This window comes from Actinobacillus ureae ATCC 25976 (genome assembly GCF_000188255.1).
Classification (GTDB): Bacteria; Pseudomonadota; Gammaproteobacteria; order Enterobacterales; family Pasteurellaceae; genus Actinobacillus; species Actinobacillus ureae.
In genome coordinates this window covers 633293-645870 of record NZ_GL831080.1, presented here as the reverse complement: position 1 = coordinate 645870, position 12578 = coordinate 633293, and the positions used below count along the sequence as shown (strand labels likewise).

10 protein-coding genes are annotated in these 12578 nt (G+C 41.7%); all 10 read right to left on the bottom strand.

Annotated elements, in window-relative coordinates:
- Positions 1 to 52: 52 nt before the first annotated feature.
- Positions 53 to 1231: a putative lipid II flippase FtsW gene (gene ftsW / locus HMPREF0027_RS03235; protein ID WP_005622215.1), complete on the bottom strand. Its 1179-nt coding sequence runs from the start codon at positions 1229 to 1231 to the stop codon at positions 53 to 55.
- A 1-nt stretch (position 1232) separates the two neighbouring features.
- On the bottom strand, positions 1233 to 2543 hold the full coding sequence (gene murD, locus HMPREF0027_RS03230) for a UDP-N-acetylmuramoyl-L-alanine--D-glutamate ligase (RefSeq protein ID WP_005622214.1): 1311 nt from the start codon (positions 2541 to 2543) through the stop codon (positions 1233 to 1235).
- Between the two features lie 83 nt (positions 2544 to 2626).
- A complete protein-coding gene (gene mraY, locus HMPREF0027_RS03225) occupies positions 2627 to 3709 on the bottom strand; it encodes a phospho-N-acetylmuramoyl-pentapeptide-transferase (RefSeq protein WP_005622213.1) in 1083 nt (360 codons plus the stop codon).
- Between the two features lie 112 nt (positions 3710 to 3821).
- Complete coding sequence (gene murF / locus HMPREF0027_RS03220) at positions 3822 to 5216, bottom strand: UDP-N-acetylmuramoyl-tripeptide--D-alanyl-D-alanine ligase (RefSeq protein WP_005622212.1); 1395 nt, start codon at positions 5214 to 5216, stop codon at positions 3822 to 3824.
- Positions 5217 to 5302: 86 nt separating this feature from the next.
- A complete protein-coding gene (gene murE / locus HMPREF0027_RS03215; protein WP_005622211.1) occupies positions 5303 to 6808 on the bottom strand; it encodes a UDP-N-acetylmuramoyl-L-alanyl-D-glutamate--2,6-diaminopimelate ligase in 1506 nt (501 codons plus the stop codon).
- Between the two features lie 24 nt (positions 6809 to 6832).
- Positions 6833 to 8893 (bottom strand): penicillin-binding transpeptidase domain-containing protein, encoded by a 2061-nt coding sequence (locus HMPREF0027_RS03210; protein WP_005622210.1) that lies wholly within the window; start codon positions 8891 to 8893, stop codon positions 6833 to 6835.
- A gap of 3 nt (positions 8894 to 8896) precedes the next feature.
- Positions 8897 to 9211 carry a cell division protein FtsL gene (gene ftsL / locus HMPREF0027_RS03205; protein WP_005622208.1) on the bottom strand — a complete coding sequence of 105 codons (315 nt, stop codon included), beginning with the start codon at positions 9209 to 9211 and terminating at the stop codon, positions 8897 to 8899.
- A 12-nt stretch (positions 9212 to 9223) separates the two neighbouring features.
- Entirely contained in the window at positions 9224 to 10165 is a 942-nt protein-coding gene (gene rsmH / locus HMPREF0027_RS03200) for a 16S rRNA (cytosine(1402)-N(4))-methyltransferase RsmH (protein WP_005622206.1), read from the bottom strand.
- Positions 10166 to 10190: 25 nt separating this feature from the next.
- Entirely contained in the window at positions 10191 to 10649 is a 459-nt protein-coding gene (gene mraZ / locus HMPREF0027_RS03195; protein ID WP_044024239.1) for a division/cell wall cluster transcriptional repressor MraZ, read from the bottom strand.
- Positions 10650 to 10876: 227 nt separating this feature from the next.
- Positions 10877 to 12211, bottom strand: a complete 1335-nt coding sequence (locus HMPREF0027_RS03190) for an anaerobic C4-dicarboxylate transporter (protein WP_044024420.1) — start codon at positions 12209 to 12211, stop codon at positions 10877 to 10879.
- Positions 12212 to 12578 lie beyond the last annotated feature (367 nt).

Sequence of the window (12578 nt, the reverse complement as noted above, 5' to 3'; positions counted from 1 at the left end):
AGAAAGCGGTCAGTTTTTGCAAATTTTTTGCAAATTCCGACCGCTTGTTTTTTTAAATTTCCTTGATTTGCGCATGTCCTATCAAAGCAAGGCGATTTTCGTAATCAATTCGCAGTAAAATCGCAATCGCAATCGACATAATCACTAAGCTGGATCCACCATAACTGACTAACGGAAATGTTAAACCTTTGGTCGGTAGTAAACCTGAAGCGACTCCTAGATTTACGAAGCCTTGTAAGAAGATCCAAATCGCAATACCAAAAGCTAAAAAGCCACGGAAGCGTTCTTCCAATTTCAGTGCATCTTTACTGATTTTAAGCGCTCGTAACGCCAAAGAAACGAGCAAGATCACAATCGCGACAATACCGATAAATCCAAATTCTTCGCCAACTACCGCCATAACGAAGTCCGTATGGGCTTCCGGCAAGTATTCCAATTTTTGTACCGAGTTACCTAAGCCTTGTCCCCAGAACTCACCTTGACCAAATGCCATTTGCGAGTTAGAAAGCTGGAAACCGTCACCATAAGCATCCGCAAAAGGATCCATAAATGAGGTAACACGTTTAAGACGATATTCGGATGTCAGTACCAAAAAGGCAAACAAGATCGCCGCCGCAATACCTAGGAACAGGAACTGTAAAATTCTCGCCCCCATAATAAATAGCATAGCAAACGTTAATACGAATAATACGAACGTACTACCTAAGTCCGGCTGTAGCAGTAACAAAATACCAAAAATAGCTAAAATCACCATCGGACGAATAAAGCTCGCACGCTTGGTACGCATTTCATCATATTTACGCACATAGAAACTGGCGAAATAACAAATAATGGCTAATTTTGCCAATTCCGCCGACTGGAAATTTATCGGTCCGAGTGGGATCCAACGTGTCGCACCGTTAACATTACGTCCAAAAACCAGCACGACTACTAAAAACAGTAACGATATTAAGAAAAAGGCAACGTTACGTTTTTCCCAACTTTCGGTCGGAATTTGAACCACAACCACAAAGGCGAATAATGACGCCGCTAAATACATTCCATCACGCACCGCAAAATAAAACGGATCATTATTTAAACGGGTACTGACCGGAATTGATGCCGAGATGACCATCACAAAACCGATAACCAATAAGCCAAAAAACAGCCAAATCAATGTGCGATCATATAGCGAATTAGTCGGTGTTAATCGTATCCATTTATCCCATTCTGTCTTAAATCTTTCTAACATATTAAGCGGTTACTTCCTGAGCTAATTTTACAAAAACGTGTCCACGTTCTTCAAAGTTCTTAAATTGATCGAGACTTGCGCAAGCCGGCGATAATAGCACCATATCTCCTTTTTTCAGTTGCGGACGAATTTGCTCAATCGCTTGTTGCATGGTTTCCACCAACACGCTTTGGTTTGATAATGCGGCTAATTGCGCACCGTCCTGACCGAAGCAATAACAAACGATATTCGGTTTATTAATAAGTGGTTTTAACTCGGAAAAATCCGCCGCTTTGCCATCACCACCTAATAACAAATAAAGTGTTCCCACCACTTGTAATCCGTTGAGCGCCGCCACCGTACTGCCGACATTAGTTGCTTTCGAATCATTCACCCAGCGCACACCGTCATTGGTTTTTACCGCTTGGAAACGATGCTCCAAGCCACCATACACTTGCAGTGCTTTTACAATCCCTTCACGCGGAATGCCTGCCGTTTCGGCTAATGCCATCGCCACTAATGCATTCATTTCATTATGACGACCTGAAATCAGCATTTCTTTAGTTGGAATAATTGCATCGTCACCCGAATATAAAATGCCGTTACGCATCGTATATTCAGCGTTATGTTCTGCAAAACGAATCAATTTTTTGACCGCTTGCGTCTCAAGCGGATAAGTCAGTCTATCTTCACCGTTTACAATCACATTCTCGGCATTATCGTAAATACGCAATTTGGCTAAACGATATTCTTCCACCGAGTTATTGTAACGATCCATATGATCTTCACTGATATTTAAAATGGTTGCCACGACTGCTTTTAAAGAAGAAGTGGTTTCTAATTGAAAGCTAGACAGTTCCAACACAAACAATTCATATTCTTCATTCAATAAGCTTAATACCGGCACCCCGATATTGCCGCCCATACCGACTTTAATCCCTGCTTGTTTCGCCATTTCGGTCACTAATGTCGTGACCGTGCTTTTGCCGTTTGCACCGGTAATCGCAATAATTGGTGCTTTCGCTTCACGCACAAATAATTCGATATCGCCAACCACTTCCACACCGGCATTGATCGCTTGTTGAATTTCCGGTGTAGCTAATGCAAGGCCCGGGCTGCTTACAATTAAATCGGATGCTAACAGCCACTCGCTGTTTAAACCGCCAGTATGCAACGGTACATCTACCGGAAGCAGAACGGTACCTGCCGGCTTTTCACGGGTATCAATCACTTGTACTTTTGCTTGCTTATCCGCAAAAAATTCGACACAAGATAAACCGGTTTTACCTAAACCGATAATAGTAACAACCTTATCTTTATATTGGTTTTGCATAATTGAATCTCTTTATAATGGGTAAAAATTTGGATAAATCAGACCGCTTGCAAGCGAAAAAGGTGGGACAAGCCCACCTATGATTAACGAAGTTTTAATGTGACTAAGCCAACTAATACAAGCATTAAGGTAATGATCCAGAAACGCACGATAACACGAGGCTCTGGCCAACCTTTTAATTCGAAGTGATGGTGAATCGGCGCCATACGGAAGATACGTTTTTGGCGAAGTTTGTATGAACTGACTTGCAAGATTACCGAGAGAGCTTCCACCACGAATACACCGCCCATAATCACCAGTAATAATTCTTGGCGAACCAAAACCGCTATCGTGCCTAACGCACCGCCTAATGAAAGTGAACCGACATCGCCCATAAACACTTGTGCCGGATAGGTGTTGTACCATAAGAAACCTAAACCTGCGCCAACAATTGCGGTACATAGAATTACAAGTTCACCGGCATTTGGAACAAACGGAATATGTAAATATTGCGCAAAATTAAAGTTACCAGTAGCCCATGCAATGAGTGCAAAAGCCGATGCCACCATAATAGTCGGTACAATCGCTAAGCCGTCTAAACCGTCCGTGAGGTTTACCGCATTTGAAGTGCCAATAATTACAAAATAAGACAGAATGATAAAGAAAATACCGAGCTGCGGCATAAAGTCTTTAAAGAACGGTACCACTAACTGAGTTGCTGCTGTGTCTTTACCTACCGCATAAATGCCGAATACTGCAATCAGCGCAATCAATGACAGCCAGAAATATTTCCAGCGGGCAATTAAGCCATCGGTATTTTTACGTTTGATTTTCCAATAGTCATCAACAAAACCGACCGCACCGTAGCTGAATAATACGAACAACACAAACCAAACATAGCTGTTACGTAAATCTGCCCAAAGTAAGGTACTCACACCAATAGCGATTAAAATCATGATCCCACCCATAGTCGGCGTACCACGTTTTTTGAAGTGGCTTTCCGGGCCGTCATTACGCACTTCTTGACCGAATTTTAAGAGCTGTAAGCGACGAATCACTTCAGGGCCAATCCATAAACCGATACCCATTGCGGTAAGTAATGCCATAATCGCGCGGAAAGTAATATAAGATACAACGTTAAATGCTGTATTGTATTGAACTAAATACTCAGCAAGCCAAACTAACATAGGAAAAACCCTTGTTAAATCATACTAAGCGGGCAATTGCCCACAAATTTTATCCACATAAAGATAGCGCCATGAGTAATAACTCATTTTCACTATCTACCTACCTTAAAAATTAAAAAGAAACGCCCAAAGAAAGGCATAAAGCAGAAATCAATGTTTCCATTTTTTGGCTACGAGAACCTTTTGCTAACAACACTAGCGGTTGTTTTTCTGCAATCTTTTGCGAAATAATCGGCAATAAGAAATCGTGCATCGCTTGTTTATCAGTAAAGTGATGTGCAGTCTCTCCACTAATTACTGCACTTTGCTGACCAAAACTCACAACTAAATCTAAATTTGCCTCACGTACAAAATCCGCCACTTGTTGATGACAAGCTGCACTTTCATCACCCAGTTCCGCCATATCGCCAACCGCAAAAATACGGAACGCTGGATAATTTTTTAATACCGCCACCGCTGATTTCATCGAATCGACATTGGCGTTATAGGTATCATCAATCAATAAACAATGCTGATTAACTTCAACCGGATACAAGCGACCTTTAACTTGCGAGCGTTGCTCCAATCCGACTTTGATCGCATTTAAATCCGCCCCGACTGCCATCGCTAATGAAGTCGCCGCTAAAGCGTTGCTGACATTATGCGCACCTAAATAAGGCAAATTAATTTCGATTTCACCTTGCGGAGAATGTAGAGTGAAATGAGAACCGGACAAGTCTAATTCCACATTTTCTGCCCAAAAGTCTGCATACGAATCTTGATCCGAACCGGTATAGCTAAATGACTGCAGCTCATGCTCACCAATTTCTTTTTGCCATTGCGGATAATAGAATGCTTGATTCACAATCGCTTTACCGCCGGCTTTTAAGCCTCGATAAATTTCGCCTTTTGCCTGTGCCACACCTTCAAGTGAGCCAAACCCTTCTAAATGTGCCGCTGCAACATTATTCACCAAGCAAGCATCCGGCTGAGTAATTGCGGTTGTGTAAGCAATTTCACCGATATGGTTTGCACCGAGTTCCACCACCGCAAATTTATGTTGTGGCGTTAAGCGTAATAAGGTCATCGGCACACCGAGATCATTATTTAAATTGCCAAAGGTATAAAGCACTTCATCTTCACAAACGGTCATTTTTTGCAAAATTTTTGCCGTCATTTCTTTTACGGTAGTTTTGCCTGAAGAACCTGTCATGGCCACTGTTTTCGGGTTAAGTTTCGCTTTTAGCCATTTGGCCAACTCACCTAATGCAAGGCGTGTATCTTGCACCACAATTTGCGGTACGGAAATCTCACATTCACGCTCAACCACCACCGCCACACAGCCTTGCTCCACCGCATTAGCTAAATAATGGTGCGCATCAAAATGCTCGCCTTTTAATGCAAAAAACAGCCCGTTTTCGACCGCTTGTCGGGTGTCGGTACTGGTGGTTTCCACCATTACACCGCCATTCCCACTCAACTGCCCACTCAGAATGTCGGCAATTTCATTTGTTGTTAGTTTTATCATTTTCTTCTTTCAAAAATATTTGCGATAAACCTCGCACTAAATGTACGAGGTTACGGATTGTGCGGTTGCTCTGCAACCTTATATATTTACGCTAGATATTTGGCTGCGGTTTCCTGATCCGAAAAATGATGCTTAGTCGTCCCTATAATCTGGTAATCCTCATGCCCTTTACCGGCAATTAAAATCACATCTTTTTCATTCGCTTGTTCAATCGCGGTTTTAATGGCTTGTTCACGATCGTGGATCACTTGTACTTTCTCCACTTGAACAAAACCTTTGAGAATATTCGCCATAATCTTGGTATTATCTTCAGTTCTCGGATTATCATCAGTCGCAATCACTTTATCCGCTAATTCTTCTGCAATCGCTGCCATCATCGGGCGTTTACCCGCATCACGATCACCACCGCAACCAAAAATACAATAAAGCTCGCCTTCGGTATGCAATCGTGCCGCTTGCAATGCTTTTTCTAACGCATCCGGCGTATGGGCATAATCGACTAACACAAGCGGTCTATTTTGCGGATTTTTTTGCGAAACGACACATTCCATTCGTCCTGCAACCCCTTGCAGAAGCGGTGCGGTTTCAATTAATTTTTGCAAATCGTGACCAAGTACCAATAAGCTGGCTAATGTAGTAAGCAAATTATTGACGTTAAATGCTCCGATTAAACGACTATTTAGTTCGCCGTTTCCCCAGCTTGATTCAAACGCAATTTTTACACCTTGTAAGCTAAAGCTCACATCGGTCGCTTTAACGAATTTATGATCGCTACTAAAGCTCGCATCGGTACTGACTGCCACTGCGTTCGGTAATTTTGCTAACCATTCACGCCCGACTTCATCATCTGCGTTTAATACTTGTGCTTTGGTATCTAATTCGCTAAACAAACGGAATTTTGCTTGTGCATATTCTTCCATTGTCTTGTGGTAGTCGAGATGATCACGGCTTAAGTTAGTAAATACTGCTAAATCATAGCTTAACGCTTCCGCACGATATTGTGCTAAGCCGTGCGAAGAGACTTCCATCGCACAGAAATCAGCCCCCATTTCCACAAAGCTGGCTAAATTACGTTGCACTTCAATCGCAGAACCGGTGGTATTTGCCGCTTCTTGTATTTTGCCGTATAAACCGTTACCAATCGTCCCCATTACCGCAGATTTTCCGCCTAATAAGTTGTGCCATTGGGCAAGTAATTGGGCGCTTGTGGTCTTGCCATTCGTTCCTGTCACCCCGACTAGGGTCAGTTTTTCGGACGGATTGGCATAAAACGCTCCGGCAATTTCCGATAAAATACGAGCTAAATTCGGCACTGAAACCACCTTACAAGAGGTACGATCTAAGTTATATTTTGCAAATTTTGCATCCAACTCAATTTCAGTTTGCCCTTCATCTGCTTCCGCTAAGACTAAACCCGCACCTTGCTCAATCGCTTTTTGGATAAATTGGCGACCATCAACTTGATGCCCTTTTAGCGCCACAAACAGATCGCCTTCACCAACTTGGCGAGAATCTAACGTTATTTGCTTAAGCAGTTTTAACTCTGCTACCCAAGCATCTAGTTCGGTAAGAAAGGGAAGTAAACGTTTCATATTGTTACCTAATTTATTGTTGTTCTAATTTACTTTTTGTTCCGTTCTAATTTCACGCACGGCACTTTCAGTGTCGGTTAGATTATCCGGTTTGATATTTCTTGCTTTCAAGGTGTACCCCATAATACTTGAGAAGAGCGGCGCTGAAACCGAACCGCCATAATAAGCACCGGCTTTCGGCTCGTTAATTAACACCACTAACGCAAAGCGGGGATCACTTGCCGGCGCAACACCTGCGGTATAGGCAATATATTTTTCTACGTACTGACCTTTTTCAAGTTTACGTGCCGTACCGGTTTTTACCGCCACACGATAACCATCAACCGCTGCTTTCTGACCACCCTCACCTTTTTGGGCGACACTTTCCATCATATGCACTACGTCTCGGGTGATTTTTTCAGGCAATACACGCTCACCGATAACCGGTGGATCAACTTTAGTAATTGAAAGCGGTCGATAAATGCCGAAACTTCCCAAAGTTGCATAAGCTCGAGCTAACTGTAATGGCGTAACATTTAAACCGTAACCGTATGCCATGGTTGCACGTTCGATATCAGACCAACGCTTACGATCACCGTTCGTCCCTCGTTGTTCACCTAAACCTAAGCCGGTATCTTTACCGAAGCCGACTTTACTATAAGTATCGACCAATGCGGTCGAAGGCATACGTAATGCTAAACGGCTAACCCCGATATTACTCGATTTTTGCAAGATACCGGTCAGCGATAAACTTTCACGAGGTGCAACGTCCTTAATCGTATGACCATTTACCACAAACGGACGTGTACTAATCACTTCATCACGATAGGTCGCGCCATTTTGTAATGCGGTTAATACCACTAAAGGTTTAACCGTTGAACCCGGTTCAAAAGTATCGGTAATCGCTCGGTTACGCATTAATTCGGGTTTAAAGCTATTTCGTTTGTTCGGGTTAAACGAAGGCGCATTTGCCATCGCTAAAATTTCCCCAGTTTGTACATCAACTAATACCGCCGTACCTGATTCGGCATTATTGGCAATAACCGCTTCTTTGATCTTCTTATACACTTCAGATTGCAATTCTTCATCGATACTCAACATAACATCCTGCGGATCGTATTGTTTTTCATCTCGAATATTTTCAATCACATTACCACGTGCATCTTTACGAATAACTTGGCGACCGTTTTTACCAATCAGTAAAGAATCGAAGCTACGCTCTAGACCTTCCGTACCATGTACGTCATCAATATCGGTAAAGCCGATTAATTGCGAAGCCTCTTCCGCCAACGGATAGAAACGGCGTGATTCGGCTTTTAACACCATTCCATCAATTTTCAGTTCCTGCGCATAATTAGCAATACTCTCGGATTCATGGCGTGCAATATAGATAAAACGCTGACGAGAAGCTTTATACAAACGATTCATTAAATCGTTATATTTTTCCTCAATTGCTTTGGCGATCGCTTCCATTTTTGAACGATCCAATTGCGCCGCCGCAATCTCCTGCGCAATAAACTGTGAATACGGATTATTACGTACGGTGCTAATCAAACTGTTGTAATCCAAACCAGTTGATTGCGCTAACAACGTCCAATAATTCTCATTTTTGGTGTTCAGAATTGAACGAGGATCAAACTCTACTTTTTCTTTAGATTTATTTTTCTTCTCAATAAAATCGCTGACACTTTTCTCAATTTTACTTTTTGAACTGCCCATTTCCATTGCCAACAATTTCCAACGGTCTGATGAACGTCTGAGTTTACTGTCAAAATATTCACGGGGATCTAAAGTAAGAGAGTACATCGGTACACTGATAGATAAGAAACGTCCGTCACGATCTAAAATTCGACCACGGGTAAACGGAAGCTCTTTTGTACGGAGTGAGCGGTTATTCGCTTCATTGATAAGACGTTCAGAATCAAATAGCTGGATATGTGCGGCTTTCGCAATCAACATTCCCGCCATCACAAGTATGAAAAGACCGACCACACCAAAACGAATCGGGAGATAACTCGGCCCATTTTTAGTGCTGGCTTGTTTTTTTGCCTCTATATTCGGCTCTGAGGCTGTGGGTTTACGCTTTAATTTAACTGACTTTGCCATTATTTATTCAACCAAAATAACTTCTTGCTCTTTTTTAATCTGTTGTAAACCGAAGCTAGCTGCAGCGGCTTCAACACGAGATTTCTGGCTTTTTGCATTTTCTTCCAGCTGTAAGTGAATATACTGGCTTTCCAACTTACGATTTTGCTGAACTAATTTTCCTTGCTCTGCGGTAAGCAAACGAGTTTGGTGAGTAATCCAAATAGTACCAATTGCGGTTAATACCGTTGCTATCAGTAGAATCAATGCAACTTTATTGTGTCCGGTTAAATCATCTAAAATAATTTGATGGAGCGGATAACGTTCATTACTTGCCATTCGTTAACTCCTCTATCTCTTTTCCGCAATACGTAACACGGCACTACGTGAGCGAGGGTTTGCTTCGATTTCTGCCTCGCTAGGCATAATCGCTTTACCAATGGTTTTTAACGGAATATTTTTATTTAATTCCGATTCCAAAATAGGTAAGCCTTTCGGCACATCCATACCTTTACTGTTTTTCTTCATAAATTGTTTAACCATGCGATCTTCTAACGAATGGAAACTAATAATTGATAAACGACCTTCCGGTGCCAATACGCTTAAGGCTGATTGTAACGCTTTCTCTAACTCGTCTAACTCGCTGTTAATAAAGATACGGATTGCCTGAAACGAGCGAGTTGCCGGATGTTTGTGCTTATCTTTGAAAGGAACGGCATCAGCAATAATCTGCGCTAATTGAAGTGTACGAGAAATCTTGTCTGTTGTAGATTTATTATAAGAAAAGACCGCTTGTGCAATACGTTTCGCAAAGCGTTCTTCGCCGAAGGTTTTTAACACCCAAGCTAAATCATCCACTGAAACTTGTGCTAACCATTCGGCGGCAGATAGACCTTTAGTCGTATCCATACGCATATCAAGCGACCCGTCACGCATAAAGCTAAAACCGCGTTCCGCATCATCAAGCTGCGGAGAAGATACACCAAGATCAAGCAAGATACCGTCAATTTTGCCGGTTAAACCTAATTGTTCGCACACTTCAGGAATCGCAGAGAAAGCGGTATGCACAATTTGAAAGCGAGCATCGGTAATCGTATTCGCTTCAGCAATTGCACTAGGATCACGATCTGTTGCAATTAAGCGACCTCGTTCGGAAAGTTTTGAGAGAATGAGTCGAGAATGACCGCCTCGTCCAAAAGTACCGTCAATGTAAATACCGTTCGGCTTAATCGCCAAACCATCAACGGCTTCATGTAGCAATACGGTAATATGCTTATGGGCTGTGTCGTTCATTATTTTTCCAACTCACTTATTTATCTTATAAAGAAAGGTTTTTTAAGGCTTCGCAATTCAGCATTTCCGCCGAACTGCCCAATGCAAGATCTTCTGCAATCTGTGATTGCCATTGTTTTTCTTGCCAAATTTCAAATTTATTTAATTGCCCGACCAACATAATTTGTTGCTCAAGCTGTACATGCTGTCTTAGTGTCGGGCTAAGTAAAATTCTACCCGAAGCATCCATTTCACATTCGGTTGCAAAGCCTTGCATAACTCGCTGAATACGGCGCTGCATCGGATCAAAATTAGAAAGTGCAAGCAATTTTTGTTCTACAACTTCCCATTCGTGTAACGGATAAAGCAATAAACACGGCTGGCGAATATCGACGGTACAAACCAAAATGCCCTCGTGTTTTTCACGCAATTCGGCACGATAGCGAGTAGGAATAGCTATTCGCCCTTTACTGTCAATGCTAATTGAAGCTGCGCCACGAAACATTTTCTGCCCTGCCACTAAAAATTACCGAACGGCGAGATCTGGATTCAAAAAATCCACAATCTCCCACTTTTCCCCACTAAAAGATCAGAATTTTATCGGTTAGTTGTGCATCGGGCAAGTTGTTTTAATGTTTTGTTTGGTAAAGATAAGTAGAAAAAAGCAAGCGGTCGACTTTTGCAAATTTTTTACAAAAATCGACCGCTTGATCAATTTAATAGATTAAAGAATTAGATAATCATATTCGCTAAAGCAATACCGACACAACATGCTGTAATTACACCGACTAAACCCGGAGCCATAAAACTGTGGTTGAAGTAGTATTTACCGATTTTCGTTGTTCCCGTTACGTCAAAGTTCACGGTTGCGATATCTGACGGGTAGTTAGGGATAAAGAAGTATGCATAAGTTGCCGGCATTAAACCAACTAATAATGGTGCCGGTAAACCGATTGCAATACCCACCGGTAATAACATTTTCGCAGTTACCGCTTGGCTATTTACCACCACAGACACCGCAAATAATGCGAATGCGAATGTCCAAGGTTGCGCTTTAATCATTTCGGTTACACCCGCTTTAAATGAAGGCATCGCATAACTGAAATAAGTATCACTCATCCACGCAATACCGAAGATTGCAATAGTCGCCACCATACCGGATTTAAACACTACGCCATTCGGCACTTTTTTCACATCAGTTTTGGTTAACACTAAGATCAAACCACCGAAGGTTAACATCACGATTTGAATGATTTTATCCATACCGGCTGTTTTACCTGTATCTGCCATTACCGGTTTAATTGAAGGAACCATTGCAATAATTACAATCGTTGCGATCGCCGCTAAGAATAGATATACCGAGTTTTTCGCACTTGCCGGTAATTGCTCATCTAATGAAGTTGAGCTGGTTTCTTCAATTTGTTTACGTAATACGGGATCTTGCATACGACGTTGATATTCCGGATCGTCTTCAAGCTCTTTACCACGGCGTAAGCTATATAAAGACATTGCAAGTACACCAACAAATGTTGCAGACATGGTTACTGCCACGATATTTAAAAGTGTAACACCTTCAAAACCCGGTAATTTAGTAATCTCAGTTAAGTAATATGCCACCGCAGCTGAAAGCGGACTACCGGTAATACCTAATTGCGATGCAACTGACGCAGCCGCCATTGGACGCTCAGGACGAATTTTATTTTTTAACGCAATATCGCCGATAATTGGCATAATTGAATAAACTGAGTGACCGGTACCTAACATTAAAGTCATCACGTAAGTGACTAATGGTCCAAGAAGAGTAATTCGTTTCGGATTACTACGTAAAATACGTTCTGCAATTTGAAGCATAAATTTCAAACCGCCCGCCGCTTCAAGTACAGATGCACAAGTTACAACAGCTAAAATTACCAACATTACATCAATCGGCGCTTTTGAAAGCGGCATACCGAGGAAGAATACTTCCACAAATAAACCGATACCTGAAACAACACCTAAGCCGATACCACCGTAACGGCTACCTGCGTAGAGGAATGCTAATAAAAGCAAAAATTCTGCATAAAGCATATAAACTCCAAAAAAATAATAATAATCACTGGTTGCAAGTTTACTTGAGCTCATACCATGATTCTTTGCATTTGATCAAACCAGCGTACCACTTTAGTGGTATTTACACTAAATTATGAGCGAATATGAATAAACTCTATCGGCACACCAGATGGAAATTTTACCGATGTTCCGAGTGATAAGATAACCGATATTGAATAGAATAAAAATACCAAAAAATATAGTGTTAAATTGATAATTTATTCACAAATTAAAATAAATTATCACCTATTTTATTTAGGGCTTTTTAACACTAAAATAAGAAAGAGTCTCAAGATGATCAGCACCCCAAAAGTTAGACTAAACCTCCAACAGATTAAGGTGCAGA

What these genes read in the sequence shown, in the direction of transcription:
- rsmH (WP_005622206.1), bottom strand. Translation starts at nt 10,165, where the DNA reads ATGAACGACACAGCCCATAAGCATATTACCGTATTGCTACATGAAGCC.
- ftsW (WP_005622215.1), bottom strand. Translation starts at nt 1,231, where the DNA reads ATGTTAGAAAGATTTAAGACAGAATGGGATAAATGGATACGATTAACA.
- murD (WP_005622214.1), bottom strand. Translation starts at nt 2,543, where the DNA reads ATGCAAAACCAATATAAAGATAAGGTTGTTACTATTATCGGTTTAGGT.
- HMPREF0027_RS03190 (WP_044024420.1), bottom strand. Translation starts at nt 12,211, where the DNA reads ATGCTTTATGCAGAATTTTTGCTTTTATTAGCATTCCTCTACGCAGGT.
- murE (WP_005622211.1), bottom strand. Translation starts at nt 6,808, where the DNA reads ATGAAACGTTTACTTCCCTTTCTTACCGAACTAGATGCTTGGGTAGCA.
- HMPREF0027_RS03210 (WP_005622210.1), bottom strand. Translation starts at nt 8,893, where the DNA reads ATGGCAAAGTCAGTTAAATTAAAGCGTAAACCCACAGCCTCAGAGCCG.
- ftsL (WP_005622208.1), bottom strand. Translation starts at nt 9,211, where the DNA reads ATGGCAAGTAATGAACGTTATCCGCTCCATCAAATTATTTTAGATGAT.
- murF (WP_005622212.1), bottom strand. Translation starts at nt 5,216, where the DNA reads ATGATAAAACTAACAACAAATGAAATTGCCGACATTCTGAGTGGGCAG.
- mraZ (WP_044024239.1), bottom strand. Translation starts at nt 10,649, where the DNA reads ATGTTTCGTGGCGCAGCTTCAATTAGCATTGACAGTAAAGGGCGAATA.
- mraY (WP_005622213.1), bottom strand. Translation starts at nt 3,709, where the DNA reads ATGTTAGTTTGGCTTGCTGAGTATTTAGTTCAATACAATACAGCATTT.